At 59.7% G+C, this 20082-nt stretch carries 18 protein-coding genes; 12 read left to right on the top strand and 6 right to left on the bottom strand.

Translation table 11 applies throughout. From position 1 onward, the window contains the following. Window positions 1-71 precede the first annotated feature (71 nt). On the bottom strand, window positions 72-677 hold the full coding sequence (locus tag ACR0JB_RS19560; RefSeq protein ID WP_170414317.1) for a flavin reductase family protein: 606 nt from the start codon (window positions 675-677) through the stop codon (window positions 72-74). A 72-nt stretch (window positions 678-749) separates the two neighbouring features. Between ACR0JB_RS19560 and ACR0JB_RS19565 the strand changes: the two genes are divergently transcribed. The 5 genes from ACR0JB_RS19565 (at window position 750) to ACR0JB_RS19585 (ending at window position 3794) form a co-directional block, all read left to right on the top strand. Beyond that, window positions 750-1244 (top strand): GNAT family N-acetyltransferase, encoded by a 495-nt coding sequence (locus ACR0JB_RS19565; RefSeq protein WP_226689807.1) that lies wholly within the window; start codon window positions 750-752, stop codon window positions 1242-1244. Between the two features lie 53 nt (window positions 1245-1297). Continuing rightward, window positions 1298-2041 (top strand): EcsC family protein, encoded by a 744-nt coding sequence (locus ACR0JB_RS19570; RefSeq protein WP_226689806.1) that lies wholly within the window; start codon window positions 1298-1300, stop codon window positions 2039-2041. Window positions 2042-2160: 119 nt separating this feature from the next. Next, entirely contained in the window at window positions 2161-2625 is a 465-nt protein-coding gene (locus ACR0JB_RS19575) for an NUDIX hydrolase (protein ID WP_170379122.1), read from the top strand. Between the two features lie 71 nt (window positions 2626-2696). Then, complete coding sequence (locus tag ACR0JB_RS19580) at window positions 2697-3152, top strand: DUF1178 family protein (RefSeq protein WP_170351392.1); 456 nt, start codon at window positions 2697-2699, stop codon at window positions 3150-3152. 3 nt (window positions 3153-3155) lie between these two features. Then, the gene (locus tag ACR0JB_RS19585) at window positions 3156-3794 is read left to right on the top strand and encodes an SDR family oxidoreductase (protein ID WP_480790212.1); all 639 of its coding nucleotides are present in this window, start codon (window positions 3156-3158) and stop codon (window positions 3792-3794) included. Here the strand turns inward: ACR0JB_RS19585 and ACR0JB_RS19590 are convergent. Further along, window positions 3788-4141: a hypothetical protein gene (locus tag ACR0JB_RS19590; RefSeq protein WP_170351390.1), complete on the bottom strand. Its 354-nt coding sequence runs from the start codon at window positions 4139-4141 to the stop codon at window positions 3788-3790. The genes ACR0JB_RS19585 and ACR0JB_RS19590 overlap by 7 nt on opposite strands. A 163-nt stretch (window positions 4142-4304) precedes the next feature. Between ACR0JB_RS19590 and ACR0JB_RS19595 the strand changes: the two genes are divergently transcribed. The 6 genes from ACR0JB_RS19595 (at window position 4305) to ACR0JB_RS19620 (ending at window position 13189) form a co-directional block, all read left to right on the top strand. After that, window positions 4305-5543: an aspartate kinase gene (locus ACR0JB_RS19595; RefSeq protein WP_170351389.1), complete on the top strand. Its 1239-nt coding sequence runs from the start codon at window positions 4305-4307 to the stop codon at window positions 5541-5543. A 46-nt stretch (window positions 5544-5589) separates the two neighbouring features. Next, a complete protein-coding gene (gene ptsP / locus ACR0JB_RS19600) occupies window positions 5590-7833 on the top strand; it encodes a phosphoenolpyruvate--protein phosphotransferase (RefSeq protein ID WP_170398904.1) in 2244 nt (747 codons plus the stop codon). A 138-nt stretch (window positions 7834-7971) separates the two neighbouring features. Beyond that, window positions 7972-9417: a glucose-6-phosphate dehydrogenase gene (gene zwf, locus ACR0JB_RS19605; protein ID WP_170398901.1), complete on the top strand. Its 1446-nt coding sequence runs from the start codon at window positions 7972-7974 to the stop codon at window positions 9415-9417. A gap of 2 nt (window positions 9418-9419) precedes the next feature. After that, on the top strand, window positions 9420-11225 hold the full coding sequence (gene edd, locus ACR0JB_RS19610) for a phosphogluconate dehydratase (protein ID WP_170398898.1): 1806 nt from the start codon (window positions 9420-9422) through the stop codon (window positions 11223-11225). Window positions 11226-11230: 5 nt separating this feature from the next. Beyond that, window positions 11231-11863, top strand: coding sequence for a bifunctional 4-hydroxy-2-oxoglutarate aldolase/2-dehydro-3-deoxy-phosphogluconate aldolase (gene eda, locus ACR0JB_RS19615; protein ID WP_170398895.1), 633 nt, complete (start codon window positions 11231-11233; stop codon window positions 11861-11863). A gap of 51 nt (window positions 11864-11914) precedes the next feature. Then, window positions 11915-13189 carry a pyridoxal-phosphate-dependent aminotransferase family protein gene (locus ACR0JB_RS19620; protein WP_170398892.1) on the top strand — a complete coding sequence of 425 codons (1275 nt, stop codon included), beginning with the start codon at window positions 11915-11917 and terminating at the stop codon, window positions 13187-13189. On the opposite strand, the gene ACR0JB_RS19625 is transcribed toward ACR0JB_RS19620, so the two are convergent. Continuing rightward, window positions 13122-14228 (bottom strand): pyridoxal phosphate-dependent aminotransferase, encoded by a 1107-nt coding sequence (locus ACR0JB_RS19625; RefSeq protein WP_170398889.1) that lies wholly within the window; start codon window positions 14226-14228, stop codon window positions 13122-13124. The two genes, ACR0JB_RS19620 and ACR0JB_RS19625, sit on opposite strands and share 68 nt — an antisense overlap. Before the next feature lie 130 nt (window positions 14229-14358). On the opposite strand from ACR0JB_RS19625, the gene ACR0JB_RS19630 reads away from it, so the two are divergent. Further along, window positions 14359-15141: a crotonase/enoyl-CoA hydratase family protein gene (locus ACR0JB_RS19630; protein ID WP_170398886.1), complete on the top strand. Its 783-nt coding sequence runs from the start codon at window positions 14359-14361 to the stop codon at window positions 15139-15141. Here ACR0JB_RS19630 and ACR0JB_RS19635 read toward each other — a convergent pair whose 3' ends face one another. The 3 genes from ACR0JB_RS19635 to ACR0JB_RS19645 all read right to left on the bottom strand — a co-directional run bounded on the left by ACR0JB_RS19635 (window position 15142) and on the right by ACR0JB_RS19645 (window position 19969). Continuing rightward, window positions 15142-15474 carry a DnaJ family domain-containing protein gene (locus ACR0JB_RS19635; RefSeq protein ID WP_170398883.1) on the bottom strand — a complete coding sequence of 111 codons (333 nt, stop codon included), beginning with the start codon at window positions 15472-15474 and terminating at the stop codon, window positions 15142-15144. Between the two features lie 33 nt (window positions 15475-15507). Beyond that, the gene (locus tag ACR0JB_RS19640) at window positions 15508-16671 is read right to left on the bottom strand and encodes a benzoate/H(+) symporter BenE family transporter (RefSeq protein WP_170398880.1); all 1164 of its coding nucleotides are present in this window, start codon (window positions 16669-16671) and stop codon (window positions 15508-15510) included. A 136-nt stretch (window positions 16672-16807) separates the two neighbouring features. Further along, window positions 16808-19969, bottom strand: a complete 3162-nt coding sequence (locus ACR0JB_RS19645) for a valine--tRNA ligase (protein ID WP_170398877.1) — start codon at window positions 19967-19969, stop codon at window positions 16808-16810. Window positions 19970-20082: the final 113 nt, after the last annotated feature.

Raw genomic sequence — 20082 nt, forward strand, 5'->3', positions numbered from 1 at the left:
GGTTCATCTGGCTGAAAATATCTCGGGGGAGGCACCCAAAGGGCGGCGGGGCAGCGCCCCCCCTGTAATTCCTAATCGTCTGGGCGACTAAGCGAGAACAACTCGGTTACGACTGAATAGTCCCGATATCCAAGCCGGGCGAGCGGGTTGAAGGTCGTCACGTCGAATATTCCATCCCTCAAACAATCGTCTCGCAGGTGGACACCGGTTACTTCTCCGAAAACAACCCGATTTGCCTCGCCCGGCAGATCGACAATCTTGGTCAATTTGCATTCCAGAGCAGCCGGAACGCCCTCGACTCGAGCGCAGGGGATGGTTTCGCATTCAACCGGCGTCAGGCCAGCATGTTCGAATTCGTCGTGATGTTTGGGCAGGCCTGCGGAACTGGCGTTCATCGCATCGCGGTGTGCGTGTGCCACCACGTTCACGCAGAACACTCCGGTTGCTTCGATGTTCGAAACACTGTCCTTGCCACCGTCCTGATCGTGTTTGGTGCCCGTTGAAGCGAACATCACCTGTGGGGGCGTGTAGGCGACCCCGTTGAAGAAGGAATAAGGTGCCAGATTGTTGATCCCATCGGGGCTGCGGGTGGATATCCAACCGATCGGACGGGGGGTAATGACAGCGTTGAATGGATTGTGCGGCAGACCGTGGCCGTCTTCGGGTCGATAGAACATCTCTACTCCAAGCGTTTGCCCAAGGCGTAGCGAAGTGCTAGGGCGAATGCCAGCAAGGAAAAGAGGGCTGAGGTGCAGCAGTTCGGGATCAGGCCGGAAGAGCCGGATGATTGGTGGGAGGTCGAAGCCCTCTATGACCTGTGCTTTGCGCCCGGGCGCGAAGCGCTGTCTTCCTATCGTCTGCGCGATGATGTGCCGCCGGTTTCAGGCTTGTCTCTGGTTGCGCGTGACGGGCAGGGCATTCTGGCTGGGGCCATACGGTTCTGGCCGGTGCACGTGGGTGATCACGATGCCTTGCTGCTGGGGCCGGTAGCCGTACACCCGACCCATCAAGGCGAGGGTCTTGGGGGCTTTCTGATCCACGAAGGTATCGAAGCTGGCCGGGTGATGGGCTGGGATCGGGTCATGTTGGTTGGTGATGCACCTTATTATGCCCGGTTCGGGTTTTCCCGTCTGAATGGGGTTGAAATGCCCCCTCCGACCAACCCGGACCGAATTCTGGGGCTGGAATTATCCTCGGGTGTTTGGGACGGAGTGGATGGGCTTGTCACCCGTTGGACCCGCTGAACTATTGAAACCTTGGCTATAAACCCCGATGTCTTATGGGCAGGAGGGTTTTTATGCAGGACGTGGTTCTTGTTGAAAAGCTGGATGCCGAGGCGGAACTGGACCGATTGGCTAGGTATTACCGAACGGCCGGAGGGCCGGGCGTCAAGCTGTTGAATAATTTGGGTGGTTCGGCGGAATCCTTGTTGGAGCAATTGCCAGAACCGATCAGGCAGGGCCTGACGGGCGCGACGGAACAGGCCCTGTGGCTGGCGATGCGAGCCGCCGAAGGGTCACGACGGGCTGTTCCGGACCAGCATCCCTGGGTCAACACCGCAGTAACAACGGCCATGGGTGCAGCCGGAGGGTTGGGCGGCATGTCCACTGCTTTGATGGAACTACCTGCGACGACCGCGATGCTGCTGCGTGCCATACAGGGTGCGGCTGCGCGCGAAGGGTTTGATCCGTCGGAAGATGGTGTGAAATTTGATTGCGTGCGTGTCCTGTCCGCCGCCGGGCCTTTGTCCAATGACGACGGCGCCGATCTGGGGTTCTTCTCGGTCAGGTTGACCTTGACAGGACCTGCCATGCAAAAACTGATCGCAGCGGTCGCTCCGCGGTTGTCAGTTGTGTTGGGGCAGAAATTGGCGGCGCAGTCCGTGCCCGTGTTGGGTGCCATCGCCGGAGGCGGCACCAACTATGTCTACACGCGGTATTACCAGCAGATTGCCCGCGTGCATTTCGGCCTGCGCCGTTTGGCGGTCGATGCCGATATTCCCCACGATGAACTGGTGCGGAAACTGGCCGCCCGAATGTGATTTTTCTTCAAAGGCTTGGAGAATTTCACCGCATATGGTATTGATGGTCTGAGGGTCCGCCATATAAGCGAAAACAACGCGGGCAAACAGGCAAATATCCATATGAAAGGCGGCTCGGCGTGATTGACGCAAGGCTTTCGCCTCATGTTTCCAACAATGCCCGGCACCTGCCGGTGCTGCAGCAATCGGCGGCTTTGTGCTATCGTGTCGAGCAAGGGCAACCAGAAGTGCTGTTGATCACAACGCGCAAATCACGCCGTTGGATCATTCCCAAAGGGTGGTTGATTGATGGGCTGACTGCGTCTCAGACCGCAGGCCAGGAGGCGTGGGAAGAGGCCGGTATTCGAGGAGAGTGTGACACGCAGGCAATGGGGCAGTTTTGCTATCGAAAACGTCATCAGAAAAAAGGCGCAGTATTGTGCGTCGTGGATGTCTTTCCGTTATTGGTGACATCGGTTGCTGCGTGTTTTCCCGAATTCAAACAGCGGCAGAGACAATGGTTTGTGCCGAAAAAAGCCGCAGTTCACGTCAATTTCCCCGAACTTGGGCAAATGTTTCAAAAACTTGAGCCAATCATGCGCTAAGATGCCTCTGGTAGGGCTTGATATTGCCATGTCTGTGGTTATCAATTCGACAACCGACATTTGGACGGATCATGATTCAATACGCATTGAAATGCAGCAACGGCCATACATTTGACAGTTGGTTCCAATCGGCCGCCGCTTACGACAAACTGGCATCCACGGGCATGGTGACTTGCGCTGTGTGTGGATGTGCGGATGTTGAAAAGGCTATCATGACCCCACGTGTCCGCCCGGCCCGTGAGGCCGTGGCAAAGACCATCGCCCCCATGCCCGAGGCTGAAACGATAGATGTGGCCGCCCCTGCGCCAGACATTGAAAAGGTGCTGGCCGAGCTGCGCCGCAAGGTCGAAGAGAACTCGGACTATGTGGGTAAGGATTTTGCCAGCGAAGCGCGCAAAATCCACCTTGGTGATGCGCCCGAGCGTGCGATCTATGGTGAGGCCAAGCCGGACGAAGCGCAGGCCCTGATCGACGATGGGGTTCCAGTGGCACCTTTGCCTTTTGTTCCCAGCAGAAAGACAAATTAAGCCGTGCATGTAGTTATTACGGGGGTCAATCGTGGCATTGGCCGAACGCTGGCCGACAATTACCGGGCCCGCGGGGACAAGCTGACCGGCACCGCGCGGGATGGCAGTGCGCAGGTGGTTCTGGATGTTACCGACCCTTCGCAACATTCCGACGTGGCCACGTATCTGGCAAATCAACCCGTCGATTTGCTGATCTGCAACGCCGGGGTATATCTGGACAAAGGGCAAAGCATTGACGGCTATCCCGCCGACATGTGGGCGCAAAGCTTTGCCATCAACGTGACAGGCGTGTTTCTAACCGTTCAGGCATTGTTGCCAAACTTGCGGGCCGCACGAGGAAAGATTGCGATTATTTCATCGACGATGGCCTCGCACACCCGCGCGCCGGGGGGCAGCTATATCTACCGCGCATCAAAGGCCGCAGCCTTGAGTCTGGGACGCAATCTGGCCACGGATTTGCGCGATGATGGAATCGCCGTAGGTATCTATCACCCGGGCTGGGTGCAGACCGATATGGGCGGGCCCGAAGCCGATATCACCCTGGATCAGGCCGCAGAGGGCCTGATTGAAAGGTTCGATGCGTTGTCACTGGAAACAACGGGTTGTTTCGAAAACTGGGACGGTCGCCCCCACGCTTACTGACGTATCAACGCTGCGGTGGGGATTTCGTAGACCTCATCCGGGTCGATGAAAATCACGGTCAGGTCGCCACGTGTTTCATGGCTGATCTTGGCAGGTGAACTGCTGGAATTCGGCACGCCATCGGTGAAATAGATGCTGCGCACTTCACCGCCGCCCAATGACACAGCCAACGTCGTCGTGCCGTCGTCATGGTGGCGCAATTCGGCATGGCAGCTGTCGAGCGGTGCGCCGCCCGAGGCGCAGGGCACAGTGCCCAAAGCATTCTTGCCGTCAGTTGCGGCCAGAGTTGAAACCTGTGCAAGGGCAGGGGAAGACAGCAGGACAACTGCGAGGGCAAGGCGGAACATGGAAAACCTCTTGGAAAATTCGATGACTAAGGCTGACAGCCTCGCTGCCGGATGTAAAGCAGCCCCATGCGGCATTCGGAGCGGTTTTGAACCCTTGCCCTTGCGGCCCCCCTCGCATAAGACGCACGGAACCTGAATTCCAAGGCGCGGAGAGACCACCCCCATGCCCGTACTCGTAATGAAATTCGGTGGCACGTCGGTTGCCAACCTTGACCGTATCCGCCGCGCGGCGAAACGCATCGGTGTTGAGGTGGCCAAGGGCTATGACGTGATCGTCATTGTCTCGGCAATGTCGGGCAAGACCAATGAGCTGGTGGGATGGGTCAACGAAACCTCGCCCCTGTTTGATGCGCGTGAATATGACGCCGTGGTGTCCTCGGGCGAGAACGTGACCGCTGGTCTGATGGCGCTGACGTTGCAGGAAATGGATATTCCCGCGCGCAGCTGGCAGGGCTGGCAGGTGCCGCTGATGACTACCAGTGCCCACAGTCAGGCCCGGATCGAAGAAATTCCGACCGAAAATCTGACCCAAAAATTCGACGAAGGCATGAAAGTGGCCGTTGTCGCAGGCTTTCAGGGCATCAGCCCCGAAGGGCGCATCACCACGCTGGGCCGGGGCGGTTCGGACACCACCGCCGTGGCCTTTGCCGCCGCGTTCGGCGCCGAGCGTTGCGATATTTATACGGATGTAGACGGCGTCTATACCACCGACCCGCGCATCTGTGAAAAAGCGCGCAAACTGGACCGTATTTCGTTCGAAGAGATGCTCGAACTGGCCTCGTTGGGGGCCAAGGTGCTGCAAACCCGCTCGGTCGAGTTGGCGATGCGGTATAAGGTGAAACTGCGCGTTCTCTCAAGTTTCGAGGAACAATCCGACGAGGCTGGTACGCTGGTCGTTGACGAGGAGGATATCATGGAATCCAATGTTGTGGCCGGTGTGGCCTATTCCCGTGACGAGGCTAAGATGACCGTCGTTTCGGTGGCGGACCGACCCGGTATCGCCTCGATCATCTTTACCGCGCTCAGCGATGAGGGCGTGAACGTGGACATGATCGTTCAGAATATTTCGGACGAGGGGCGCACCGACATGACCTTCTCGTGCCCGACCGATCAGGTCGCGCGTGCCGAGAAAGCGTTGTTGGCGATCAAGGACGCGGGTGAGCTGAACTATGCCGAACTGGTTGCGGACGAAGATGTCTGCAAGGTCTCGGTGGTGGGCATCGGAATGCGTTCTCAGTCGGGTGTTGCGGCCAAAATGTTCAAGATACTCTCGGATGAGGGGATCAACATTAAGGTCATTACAACCTCTGAGATAAAAATTTCCGTCCTTGTGGATCGGAAATACATGGAACTTGCGGTTCAGGCACTGCATGATGCCTTTGAACTGGACAAGGCGGCCTGAGCATTTCAGCCAAGGATTTCGCCTGACACAATAATTTGGTTGGGCCATGGCGGACGGCACCGAAACAGAATCCCGCAAGCTGCTGGGGCGGCTGCGCGAAGAAATGGCGAGCGAAGCCGCCGGTCAGGAACGTCTTGACCGGATTACGCATCTGATCGCCGACAGCATCCGGGCCGAGGTCTGCTCGGTCTATCTGTTTCGCGACGAAGACACGTTGGAGCTGTGCGCCACTGAAGGCTTGGCACCCGAAGCGGTGCACAAGACCCGGATGCGTATGGGCGAAGGTCTGGTTGGCCGCGTCGCCCAATCTGGCAAGGTCGTGAATACCCCTGACGCGCCGTCGGCCAAAGGCTTCCGCTATATGCCGGAAACCGGCGAAGAACGGTTTTCGTCCTTTCTGGGCGTGCCGGTTCAACGGCTGGGTGAAAAACTGGGCGTTCTGGTGGTGCAATCCCGCGAGGCGCGCCAGTTTTCGGCGGATGAGGTTTATGCGCTGGAGGTCGTCGCCATGGTTCTGGCCGAGATGGCCGAGCTGGGCGCCTTTATCGGCGAGGGTGCGGCCCTGTCGCCCCTGCACCAGCAATCAGTACAGCTGAGCGGTGGTCCCGCACAGGAAGGATACGCCGAAGGTCATGTCTGGCTGCATGAGCCCCGCGTCGTGGTCACCAACCCGATTGCCGATGATCCACATCGCGAACGTGAACGCCTGAATGAAGCGGTCGAAGAGCTGCGCGTTGGAGTCGACAAGATGCTTGAAATCTCGCAGGGCGGCGACAAGGAACAGCTTCAAGTCCTTGAGGCTTATCGCATGTTTGCCAATTCCAAAGGCTGGATGCGCCGGATGGAAGAGGACATCGCCCTGGGCCTAAGCGCCGAGGCAGCGGTTGAAAAAGAACAATCGCAGGCCCGCGCGCGGATGGGGCAGGTAACCGATCCGTATTTGCGTGAACGGCTGGCTGATCTGGATGACCTGTCCAACCGGTTGCTGCGCATTCTGACAGGCCAAGGCAATACAAATGGCGCTGACCTGCCACCTGATCCGATCCTGATCGCCCGCAATATCGGTCCCGGAGACCTGCTGGAATACGGACGATCACTGAAAGGCATCGTGCTTGAGGAAGGCTCGGTCGGCAGTCATGCCACTATCGTGGCACGTGCGTTGGCTATTCCGTTGGTGGTACATGTGGGCCGGATCACGACCGAGGCGCTGAACGGCGACCATATCCTGGTAGATGGGGATCAGGGCATTGTCCATCTGCGTCCCGAAGACACCGTGGCAAACGCTGTGCGAGATAAAATCGCGATGCAGGCCAAGGCGCAGGAACGCTATGCCTCAATCCGTGAAACCCCGACAGTGACGCGGGATGGGGAGCGGATCAATCTGGTAATGAATGCAGGGCTGATGGCCGATCTACCCTCATTAAATAATTCAGGGGCCGAGGGCGTGGGCCTGTTCCGAACCGAGCTGCAGTTCCTGATCCGCAACCAGATGCCCAAGCGGTCAGAATTGGTGACACAATATCAACGGGTTCTGGACGCTGCTGAAGGCAAGCGCGTGATCTTTCGCACGTTGGATATCGGGTCCGACAAGGTTTTGCCCTACATGAAGCACGTGGCGGAACCGAACCCGGCGCTGGGCTGGCGCGCAATCCGCGTCGGTCTGGACAAACGCGGCGTGATGCGGATGCAGTTGCAGGCCCTCTTGCGTGCCGCCAATGGCCGCCCCTTGTCGATCATGTTCCCCTTCGTGGCGCAAGCCGACGAGTTTTACGAGGCCCGCTGGGAGGTCAATAAAACCATCGAGCGTGAAAAACGTCTGGGTCATATCCTGCCCGAAACGCTTGAGGTTGGGGCGATGCTGGAAACCCCATCGCTGGCCTTTGCGCCCCAAAAGTTCTTTGACGAGGTCGATTTTGTCTCGGTCGGAGGCAATGATCTGAAGCAGTTCTTCTTTGCTGCTGACCGTGAAAATGAACTGGTGCGTCGTCGCTATGACACGCTGAATGTCAGCTTTCTGAGTTTCATCGCGCAGATCGTTGAGCGCTGCAACTCCTCCAATACGCCGCTTTCGTTCTGCGGCGAGGATGCCGGTCGCCCGGTTGAGGCGCTGTGCCTGGCCGCGATGGGTATTCGGACACTGTCCATGCGTCCGGCCTCGATCGGCCCGGTCAAAAGCGTGTTGCTGCGGGCCGATCTGCAATCTTTGCGCAAGATCATCGCGGATGCGCGGCACCGGGGTGAGCAATCGGTGCGCCCCGCCGTCATGGAGTGGCTGCGCAATCAGGGCTGACATCCCAAATCCGGGCTTGCTTTCTGCATCTGCATTGCCTATGCCATTTGCAAATGTTAGCGTTAACATCGCTCAAACCACAAGTGCTGCGACTTTCTGGTGCTATGTTGGCAGAGGTAGAACTGAAGGAGCCCTTCGATGGTTTCACGCGTAATTCCGGTTAACCCGTTCGATCTGGTGCTGTTCGGTGCGACCGGCGATCTGGCGCAACGCAAGATTCTACCGGGCCTATATCACCGCTTTGAGGTCGGGCAGATGCCCGAGGACGCCTGCATCATCGGCTCGGCGCGATCGGACATGGACAGTGATGCGTTTCGCGATCAGATACGCGCCTCGATGGCGGAGTTTGCGCCGGAATTCAAAAAGGACGTTCTGGATCGCTTTCTAAGCCACGTCTCGTATGTCCCTGTTGATGCGTCAGGCGATGCCGGCTGGTCGAATTTGGCCAAGGCATTGCGCCCTGACGTCGTTCGTGCGTTCTATTTGTCGGTGGGGCCTGGCTTGTTTTCGGGCATTGCGCACCGGCTGAACCAACACGGGTTGGCCACATCAGACAGCCGCATCGTGGTGGAAAAACCCTTTGGTCATGATCTGGCATCCGCCAAAGCGTTGAACGAGGGGCTGCGTACCTGCTTCGAAGAACACCAGATTTACCGGATCGACCACTATCTGGGTAAAGAGACGGTTCAGAACCTGATGGCCCTGCGTTTTGCCAATTCCCTGTTCGAACCGCTATGGAACTCGACCCATATTGACCACGTACAGATCACGGTTGCTGAAACTGTGGGTGTTGAAGGGCGCGGCGCTTATTATGACCAGTCCGGTGCCATGCGGGACATGATTCAGAACCACTTGGTACAGCTTTTGTGTCTGACGGCGATGGAGCCGCCGTCGAAATTTGCGCCCAACGCTGTGCGCGATGAAAAGGTCAAGGTGATCGAAGCGTTGGAGCCTGTTGAGCAGAAAGATATCGCGCGCGGCCAATACCGCGCCGAACACGGGCAGGGTGGTTATGTCGATCACGTTGGCAACCCCGGCAGTCGTACGGAAAGCTTCATCGCGCTGAAGGTACATCTGGGCAACTGGCGTTGGGCGGGTGTTCCGTTCTATCTGCGCACCGGCAAGCGGCTGCGGGCGCGGGAATCCGAGATTGCCGTGTTCTTTCGTGACCCGCCGCATACGATCTTTCCGAATGTTGGCCCGCTGCACGGGAACGTGTTGGTGATCCGCCTGCAACCGGACGAGGGCATCACCCTACGCACCACCATCAAAGATCCAGGCCCAGGCGGGTTCCGCCTGTCTGATGTGGCGCTGGACATGAGTTTTGCCGACGCTTTGGGCGTCGAGGCCAGCGCGCCGGATGCTTATGAGCGGCTGATTATGGACGTCATACGTGGCGACCAGACCCTGTTCATGCGCGGAGACGAGGCCGAGGCCGCCTGGGCCTGGGTCGATCCCATCATTCAAGGCTGGGAAGATCGCGGCGATCGCCCGGCACGCTATGATCAGGGCAGTTCGGGCCCCGAAGAAGCATTGATGCTGATGCACCGCGACGGACGTCGCTGGCGTCAGATCGGAGGTTAACCATGGTTCATTCTGTTATCACTGACGTCACCCAGCGGATCATCGACCGCAGCGCCGACCTGCGTGGCCCGCATCTGGAACGGATGGAACAGGCCAAATCCAAAGGCCCGGCTCGCGCGCATCTGTCCTGCAGCGGTCAGGCCCATGCTTATGCTGGGGCGGGGACAGATCAACAGGCGATGGCGACCGGCGCCGCCGGAAACCTTGGTATTGTTACCGCTTATAACGACATGCTTTCAGCTCACCAGCCGTTTGAACGCTACCCTGGCCTGATCCGGGATGCGATCCGCACTGCCGGTGGCACTGCGCAAGTTGCAGGTGGTGTACCTGCCATGTGCGACGGCGTCACCCAAGGCGAGGCCGGGATGGAGCTGTCGCTGTTTTCGCGCGATGTGATTGCGTTGGCCACGGGCGTCGCGCTGAGCCACAATACCTACGACGCAGCTGTTTTCCTTGGCGTTTGCGACAAGATTGTTCCCGGTCTGATAATTGGGGCGCAGGCCTTCGGCCATTTGCCCGCCGTGTTCCTGCCCGCAGGCCCGATGACCAGCGGCCTGCCCAATGATGAAAAGGCCAAGGTGCGCCAGAAATTCGCTGCCGGAGAAATTGGCCGCGATGAACTTATGGCCGCCGAAATGGCTGCTTATCACGGCCCCGGCACCTGTACCTTCTACGGTACCGCCAACACCAACCAGATGCTGATGGAGTTCATGGGCCTGCACCTGCCGGGCTCTAGCTTCATTAACCCGAACACGCCGCTGCGGGATGCCTTGACCGAAGAGGGTGCGCGCCGGGCGTTGTCGCTGAGTGCGCTGGGTAACAATTACACACCGGTTTATCAGATTCTCGATGAGCGGGCCTTCGTGAATGGCATCGTCGGGCTGATGGCCACCGGTGGCTCGACCAACTTGCTGATCCACCTGATCGCAATGGCGCGGGCGGGTGGTATCATGCTGGATTGGCAAGATTTTTCTGACATTTCCGCCGTTGTCCCGCTGGTCGCGCGGGTCTATCCCAACGGTTTGGCGGATGTGAACCATTTCCACGCGGCTGGTGGTTTGGGGTATTGCATCGGCACGCTGCTCGACGATGGGCTTTTGCACCCGGACACCCTGACAGTCGCAGGGCAGGGCCTGCACAATTACACCAAGGAACCCAAGCTGAAAGACGGCGATCTGGTTTGGGAAGAGGGCGCGGGCCACAGTCTGAACGACAAGATCGTCCGCCCCGCCAAGGACCCGTTCCAGCCTACAGGTGGACTGTCACGCCTGACTGGCAATCTGGGCACCGCCGTAATGAAGGTTTCCGCAGTCGCGCCCGAACATCAGATCGTCGAAGCACCCGTGCGTGTTTTCCATGATCAGGCCGAGGTCAAGGCGGCCTTCAAGGCGGGCGAATTCACCGGGGACGTGATCGTTGTGGTCCGCTTCCAGGGACCAAAGGCCAATGGCATGCCCGAATTGCATTCACTGACGCCAATCCTGGCGATCCTCCAGGGCAGGGGCCAAAAGGTGGCGTTGGTCACGGATGGCCGTATGTCAGGTGCCTCGGGCAAAGTTCCCGCCGCGATCCATGTCTGCCCCGAGGCGCTGGAGGGTGGTGCAATTGCCTATCTCCAGGATGGTGATGTGCTGCGCGTTGACGCAGTGAAAGGCGAATTGGAAATCCTCACTCCGGGTGTGCTGGACCGCGCCCCGGTCACTGCGGATCTGTCCGCCAATCAGCACGGGGTCGGACGGGATCTGTTCGCTGCTTTCCGCAACAATGTCGGGTCCGCCGACGCCGGTGCTAGCATTTTCGGAGTGTAATCTTCATGTCAAAAACCCAACGAACCCGCGATATCTGCGGGCTTGCACCTATCGTTCCGGTTCTGGTCGTCGATGATGCCGCGCAAGCCCGGCCTTTGGCCGAGGCGTTGGTGGCAGGTGGCTTGCCCGCCCTGGAGGTGACCTTGCGTACTCCGGCGGCACTGGATGCCATCCGGGCTATGGCGCAGGTGCCCGGTGGGGTGGTGGGCGCAGGCACGCTGGTCACCCCCGAAGACGTACGCGCCGCAAAAGAGGCGGGCGCGCAGTTCGGTGTTTCGCCCGGCGCAACAGACGTATTGATTGCGGCGTGTGAGGCCGAAGGCCTGCCTCTGCTGCCCGGCGCGGCCACGGCCAGCGAGGCGATGCGCCTGCTGGAAAAAGGCTATGACATGCTGAAGTTCTTCCCCGCCGAGGCGTCTGGCGGCGCGCCCGCGTTGAAAGCCATCGGCGCGCCGCTGCCGCAGATCACGTTCTGTCCGACGGGTGGTGTTTCGCCAGCCAATGCCAGCGATTACCTGTCGTTGACGAATGTCGCCTGCGCTGGCGGCAGCTGGGTTGCGCCCAAACAGATGGTGCAGAGCGGTGATTGGGCCGGGATCGAAGCCCTTGCGCGTGACGCCTCAAAGCTGATGGATTGACGCGGCTTTTTGCTGCGCTAGGTTGGGCGTCAATTCAAACAGGTTGATCCCATGACAAACCATCTCTCTCTTGCGCAGGGGCGCGAATATCTGGCGATTCCCGGACCCTCAGTCATGCCTGACGCTGTGCTTCAGGCCATGCACCGCCCGTCACCCAACATCTATGACGGCGAGCTGATCGAGATGGTGCCGACCCTGACACGCGATCTGAAACGCGTGGCGGGCACGGATCACAACGTCGCCATCTATATTGCCAACGGCCATGGCACTTGGGAAGCCGCCCTGTCCAACGTTATTGCAGCGGGGGAAACGGTGCTTGCCCCGGCCTCGGGCCTGTTCACCCACGGATGGGCCGAGATGGCGCGCGGAGTTGGCGCCGAGGTCGAGCTGATCGATTTCGGTGCATCCTCGCCTTGGGATATGGATCGCATCGCCGATAGCCTGCGTGCTGACACGGCTCATCAAATCAAGGCCGTGCTGGCGGTTCACGTGGACACGTCCAGCTCGATCCGCAACGATATCCCGGGGCTGCGGGCGTTGCTGGACGATCTGAACCACCCGGCGTTGTTGATGGCGGACTGTATCGCCTCGCTGGGCTGTGATCGGTTCGAGATGGATGCCTGGGGCGTCGATGTCATGGTGTCGGCCTGCCAAAAGGGGTTGATGACCCCGGCGGGCGTGGGTTTTGTGTTCTTCAATGACAAAGCACAGGCCAAACGGGCAACGATGCCGCGCGTCTCGCAATACTGGGACTGGCAGCCGCGTGTGAACCCGCAGGTGTTTTACCAATACTTCAACGGCACAGCGCCGACGCATCATCTGTATGGTCTGCGGGCAGCGCTCGACATGATCCATGCTGAAGGGATCGAGAATGTCTGGGCTCGCCATGATCACCTCGCCAAGGCCATCTGGGCGGCATGCGAGGTCTGGGCAGAAGGTGGCGCGCTTGAGATAAACGTAGCCAACCCCGCCCATCGCAGCCACGCGGTTACCGCCTTGCGTCTGACCGATGGGCGGGGAACACCACTGCGCCAGTATACCGAGCGCCAGCTGGGCCTGACCCTTGGCATTGGGCTGGGCATGGAGGATCAGAACAGCTGTTTCCGTCTGGGGCATATGGGCCACGTGAACGGCCAGATGGTCATGGCGATGCTGGGAGGGGTGGAAACCGCCATGGCCGCCCTGAACATCCCGCGCGGCTCGGGTGCGCTTGAGGCCGCTGCTGCCGCGTTGGCCGCTGAACCCTCCAAATCCCGGGTCAAATCGTGGCCTTCGCAGTGGCCAGCGCCTTTGGCAGAGCTGCAGCAAAGGCATCCAGATCCGTAACCGTACCACAACTGACGCGGATACAGCGGTTCTGCGGAGCGGCAAAGGGCATGCGCACAAATATCCCTTGTGCCACTAACCCCTCAAGCACCGCTTTGGCAAACGCTCCATCGCCACCGCAATCAATCGCCACAAAATTGGTGGCCGAGGGCAAGGGTACCAAGCCGTTTTCCCGTGCGATCTGGCCGATCCGGTCGCGTGCCTTAGCGATCTGTGCCTGAACTTGCGACAGCCAGTTGGCATCCTGCAAGGCCGCCAAGGCCCCCGCTTGTGCAGCCCGGTTCATTCCGAAATGGTTGCGGACCTTGTTGAAAGCTTCGATCAATCCCGGCGCGCCGATCGCATAGCCAACCCGCGCCCCGGCCATGCCATACACCTTGGAAAATGTGCGCATCCGGATCACACGCGGATCATCGGCTGAAACCGGGGCTGCGGTGCCTTCTGGCGCGCATTCCACATAGGCTTCGTCCAGCACCAGCAGGCATCCCGCAGGCAGGGCCTCCATCGCGGCCAGGATATCCGCGCCTTTATGCCAACTGCCCATTGGGTTGTCGGGGTTCGCCAGATAGACCAGTTTTGCGTCCACCTCGACGGCTTTGGCAAACAGCGCCGCGGGGTCCTCGTGATCGTCACGATAGGGCACCTTGTGCAACGCGCCGCCAAACCCGGCCACGTGGTAGTTGAAGGTCGGATACGCCCCGTCCGAGGTCACAACTGTATCGCCGGGGCCAACCAGCAACCGCACGAGGTAACCCAGCAGGCCATCAATGCCTTCTCCGACCACGATGTTTTCCGGCTTTACACCGTGATGATCGGCCAGTGCATGTCGCAGGTCGTGGCTTTCGGGGTCACCATATTTCCATATGTCCGTTGCTGCCATCGCCTCGATAGCGCGGGGGGAGGGGCCAAAGATGCTTTCATTCGCCCCCAGCCGGGCGACAAAGGGCGCGCCGCGCTGACGTTCCTGCGTTTCCGGCCCGACAAAGGGCACGGTTGCAGGCAGTGACAGGGCAAGCGGAGTATAGCGTGGGTCAGTCATGGTGCGAGATAACCCCATACCCACTCGTCAGGCAACCATCTGCGACGCGCAGCCAGAAGTGCCCCAACGTTGAGGTGGAACTTGGCAGACCTTCCGGGCATGGTTGGGTCAACAAGATCAGGAGGCCCGCATGACCCGCGTATCCGTCGAGTACAAAGACCACATCGCCCATGTCACGCTGACGCGCGGCGACAAGATGAACGCGCTGGACGACGCGATGATCAAGGCGTTGCTGTCTGCCGGGCAAGAGGTCGCAGCCTCGGACGCACGCGCCGTGGTCCTGTCGGGCGAGGGCAAGAGCTTTTGCGCCGGGCTTGATATGGCCAGCTTTGCCAAGATGGCGCATATGGACCCGACTGAGTGGCTGATGACCCGCAGCCACGGGGATGCGAATGAAATGCAAGAACTTGCCCTGATCTGGCGGCGTGTGCCAGTTCCGGTGATCTGCGCCATTCAGGGTGTTGCTTATGGTGGCGGGCTGCAAATCGCGCTGGGCGCGGATATTCGCATCGCACACCCCGACGCCAAGCTGGCGGTGATGGAGATGAAGTGGGGCATTATCCCCGACATGGGTGGGATGGTTTTACTGCCACATCTGGTGCGCTCGGACGTACTGCGCCTGCTGACCTACACCGCGCGTCCCATCGGCGCGCAGCGGGCGGCGGACTGGGGGTTGGTGACGAAACTGTCAGACGATCCACTGACCGAGGCATTGGCGTTGGCCGAAGACATCGCGGGCAAAAGCCCCTCGGCCATTCGCGCCGCCAAGCGTCTGATCGAAGTGGCCGAAACCAAGACCCGCGCCGAGGTTCTGTTGGAAGAATCCGCCGAACAGGTCGAACTGATCGGAAAACCTGATCAGATGGAGGTTGTGATGGCGCAGATGCAGGGGCGAAAACCTGAATTCAAGTAGCTAGCGCATAAAGGCCCGTCGTGCATCTCGGGCCATGTTGTACCGCATCTCCAACTCGGCGATGCGCGCCATGGCAGCTTTACGTGCATCTGCATCGGTCAACTCGGCGTAATCCTTTCGGGCGGCATCAAGCTTTTTCCTGATCTCGAACTCTTCCGGCAGCACACCGGCCTGCGCCATGATCCGGTGCCCAGCGGCGATGGCCGGATCACTCTGCGCCTCACCCGACCGATCCGGCAAAGGTTTGCCTTCACCCTCGAGCCCCTGCAACTGGCCCTCGGCCTGTGCCTTTTTGATCTGGCGTTCGATCAGTTTTCCAAGCGATCCGAGCATGGTCAAACTATATCCCAAGTCGAGTGAGCACCGCTAGCGAATTCGCTTCGTGACCAGATACGCAATGCCACCAGCCAGCAAACCCCAGACTGCCGCGCCCAGACCAAAGACCGAGATACCTGAAGCGGTGATGGCAAATGTCAAAATAGCGGCTTCCCTCTCCGCTGGAACATCAAGCGCTGCGTGGGTGGCGTTGGCAAGCACTCCGATCAACGCAATCCCTGTCAGGGTGCCCATCAGCAGCGGATCAGCATGTACGGCAAACCCGGTGATGGCCACCGCGAATACACCAAACAGGCAATAGAATACGCCTGCCATCACCGCCGACCAATACCGTTGGGCCGGGTTTGGGTGGCTGTCTTCGTTGGAACACATGGCGGCGGTGATCGCTGCAAGGCAGGTGGCCGGCGCCCCGAACGGGGCCGACAGGATGCTGGCCAAACCGACCGAAGAGAACAACCTGCCTGGGGCGGGGGTGTAGCCAAAGCTGCGCATCACCGCGATGCCGGGGATGTTCTGTGTGGCCATGGTGACGATAAACAGGGGCAATCCAATACCGATGGCCGAGGCCAGTGAGAAACTCGGGATTGTCCAAACCGGTGCGGCCACCAGATGGGTTGGGGTGACCGACGTGTCGCCCGCGTTCAGAACCACAACAATCGCCGCTGTGACGACCGCCGCCGGAACCGCAAACAACCGGTTGATCCGCCCGGCGATGAACCAAGTCAGGATTACCGGCAAAGCTTGCCACGGCAGCTCGACCGCGGCCTTGAAAGGCAAGATGCACAGGGGCAGCAGAACGCCGCCCAGCATTGCTTGGGCCAGCGTTGTCGGGATGGCCGACGCCAGCCGTCCCAAAGGTCGCCAGAGTCCTGCAAGCACGGTTAGCGCGCCTGCACACAGGAACGCGCCGACCGCGTCAGAAAACCCTGCTACAGGCATCGCGGACACGGCCAACAGCGCAACGCCCGGAGTGGACCACGCAACGCTGATGGGTTGCCGATACCACAAGCTGAGACCGATGGCCGTCACTCCCATGGCAATGGCCGCCATCATCAGGCCCGAAGCGGAGTCCTGCGCCGAGGCCCCCATGGACGCCAGTCCCTGCAACACGATAGGGAAAGAGCTGAAGAACCCGACAATGGCGACCACCAGCCCGGTTGAGATGGTTTGGATCGGGGGGAATGCGCGTGCCATCTGAGTCCTCGGGGTTATATCCGCCTTTGCTAGCAAGGGCTTGCGAGTGGGGGCAAGGGCCGTGTGTGCAAAAGTAAACCCCACCGTGGCATACGCGGCGGGGTTTGGGATTTGAGTATTTTTGAAAAGATGAAGATTAGGCGATTTCGGCCAGGCGGGCCAGCGCCTCGTTCAGCTTTTCTTCTTCCTCTTCGCGGGCGGCGAGATTGGCTTTGGCTTCGGCAACAACCTCCTCCGGGGCCGAGGCCACGAATTTCGGGTTGTTCAGACGTCCACGCAGACCGCCCAGTTCTTTAGCCAATTTACCCTTGGCTTTTTCCAGCCGTTCCTTTTCAGCACCGATGTCGATGATATCCGCCAGTGGCAGGCCGAAAGTGGCGCCCGGTGCGGCAATGGAAATCGTTCCTTTGGGTAGGTCGTCGACCTTGGTCAGGCTGTCGATCCGTGCGAGACGCTTGATCAGCGCCTCGTTGCGGTCCCACGCTGCCTGTCCGTGGGCGTCGATCTCGGTCACCAACATCGGCACATAGAGCCCTGCGGGAACCCGCATCTGCGCACGGGCCGAGCGAGTATTTTCAATCACCGAAATTACCCAGTTCATCTCACGATCCGCATCGGCGTCGATCAGGTCGGCGGCGGCGTAAGTCGGCCAGTCGGCGTGGACGACCATCTTGGTGCGGTTGCCGGTTAGGCCCCACAGTTCTTCGGTGATGAAAGGCATAATCGGGTGCAGCAGGACCATGCACTGATCCAGAACCCAGCGCATTGTGGCGCGGGTTTCGGCTTGCGCCTCGGCGTCATCGCCTTGCAACAAAGGCTTAGAGAGTTCCACATACCAGTCGCAGACCTTGCCCCAGACAAAGGCATAGAGCCCATTGGCCGCGTCGTTGAAGCGGTAGCTTTCGAGCGCCGCGTCGACCTCGGCCCGCACACGGGCAGTTTCGCCGATGATCCAGCGGTTGACGGCGGCTTTGGGTTTCAAGTCGGCTACGTCCAGTTGCGGCACGGCGTCGGTGAAGACCTCGTTCATCTCGGCAAAGCGGACGGCGTTCCACAGTTTGGTGCCGAAATTGCGATAGCCGGTGATGCGTTCGCGCGAAAGTTTCAGCACGCCGCCAATCGCCGCCATTGAGGCGTTGGTAAAGCGCAGCGCATCGGCGCCGAATTCGTCGACGATCTCCAACGGGTCGATGACGTTGCCGGTGGTTTTGGACATCTTCTTGCCCTTCTCGTCGCGGACGAGCTGGTGCAGGTAGACGGTGTGGAACGGGATCTGATCGACTACAGCCAGCTGCATCATCATCATCCGGGCGACCCAGAAGAACAAGATATCGAAGCCGGTGATCAGCACATCCGTGGGGAAGTAGCGCTCCAGTTCCTCGGTCTGCTCGGGCCAGCCCAGGGTGCCGATGGGCCATAGGCCGGAAGAGAACCAGGTGTCGAGGACGTCGGGGTCGCGCCACACCGGATAGACAAGCTTGGTCGGGTCTTGGTCGACAGCGTATTGAGCAAGGCTTTCAGCGAACTGATGGATCGCTTCCTGTTTGTCTTCGACTTCGATAACGGTCGCGTGGCTCAACGGGCTGGGGATGTTGGCATTGTCGTCGAGGAACTTTTCCGTGACGGCCTCAAGGCTCGCCGCGCATTCCATGACATTGCCACGGTGCAGCATACCGCCTTCGTTCAGCAAACGGCCCAACTCGACCAGATCAAGATCGCCGTCGTTCTCGTCGTCTTTGAACCCCTCTGCGGACAGGTCGATCCCATACCAAACCGGAATCTGGTGCCCCCACCACAGCTGACGCGAGATGCACCAAGGCTCGATGTTTTCCAACCAGTGGTAATAAGTCTTCTCGCCTGACTCGGGGATGATTTTGACCGTGCCGTCTTTGACCGCGTCCAGCGCGGGGCCGACAACCTTTTCGGCGTCGACGAACCACTGGTCGGTGAACATCGGCTCGATGACAACTTTCGAGCGGTCGCCGAAGGGCTGCATGATTGGTTTGCTTTCGACCAGCGGGACCAGTTTGTCGGCACCTTCATGCTCGGGCTTCAGCGCGGTCGAACCCAGACGTGCGTCATCGGCGCGGCACATGACGGCCAGTCCATCGGCGGTGATTTCTTCGACCACTTTCGCGCGCGCCTCGAACCGGTCGAGGCCACGCAGGTGATCAGGGACAAGGTTGATTGCGTCGATTTCGTTCTCGGTAAATTTACGCCCACGCGCGTATTCCTGCGCTTTCCCTGCTTCGTCTGCGTAAGGGGCGCCATCGGCCCGCATCGCGCCTTTGGTGTCCATCAGACGGTACATCGGAATGCCGCCGCGCTTGGCAACCATGTTGTCGTTGAAGTCATGCGCACCGGTGATCTTCACCGCGCCCGAGCCGAAATCAGGATCAGGGTAGTCGTCGGTGATGATCGGGATCTGACGGCGATGTTCTTTCGGACCAACCGGGATTTCGCAGAGTTTCCCAACGATTGGCGCGTAACGCTCATCCGACGGGTGAACCGCAACCGCGCCGTCCCCCAGCATGGTCTCAGGGCGCGTTGTGGCGATTGAGATGTAGTCGCGCTTTTCCTCAAAGACGATATTCCCGTCCTCATCCTTCTCGACGTAGGTATAGGTCTCGCCACCAGCCAGCGGGTATTTGAAGTGCCACATATGACCCGCGACCTCGATATTCTCGACTTCAAGGTCCGAGATCGCCGTTTCGAAATGCGGATCCCAGTTGACCAGTCGTTTGCCGCGATAGATCAGGCCCTTTTCGTACATATCGACGAAGACCTTGATCACCGCGTCATGAAAATTCGCAGAATTTTCGTGCCCCGTGCGTGGATCACCCGCCGCACCGGCCATGGTGAACGCATTGCGCGACCAGTCGCAGGATGAGCCGAGACGCTTCAACTGCTCAATGATCGTGCCGCCGTATTCGCCTTTCCATTCCCAGACTTTCTCAAGGAACTTCTCACGGCCCAACTCACGCCGTCCGGGCTGTTGGGTCGCAGCCAGCATCTTTTCCACCTGCATCTGGGTGGCAATACCGGCGTGGTCCTGACCCGGCTGCCACAGCGTGTCGAAGCCACGCATTCGGTGCCAGCGGATCAGAATGTCCTGCAGCGTGTTGTTGAAGGCGTGGCCCACGTGCAGCGCGCCCGTCACGTTGGGCGGCGGGATCATGATGGTAAAGCTTTCGTCGCGCGATTTGTTTGCGCCTGCCTTGAAGGCTCCGGCCTGTTCCCAGGTCTCGTAAATGCGGGCCTCAGCCTCGGCCGCGTTGAATGTCTTTTCCATCGCCATGGGGTGCGTCCTGCGTCATCAATCTTGGGTCAGCGCCTGCAATAACGAATGCGCAGGGGAAGGGGAAGGGTCTGCGGGTACTCTGGACAACGAACCGGTGCAGCCTAAAGTCG

The sequence above is a fragment of the Ruegeria sp. BI7 genome, assembly GCF_056537925.1.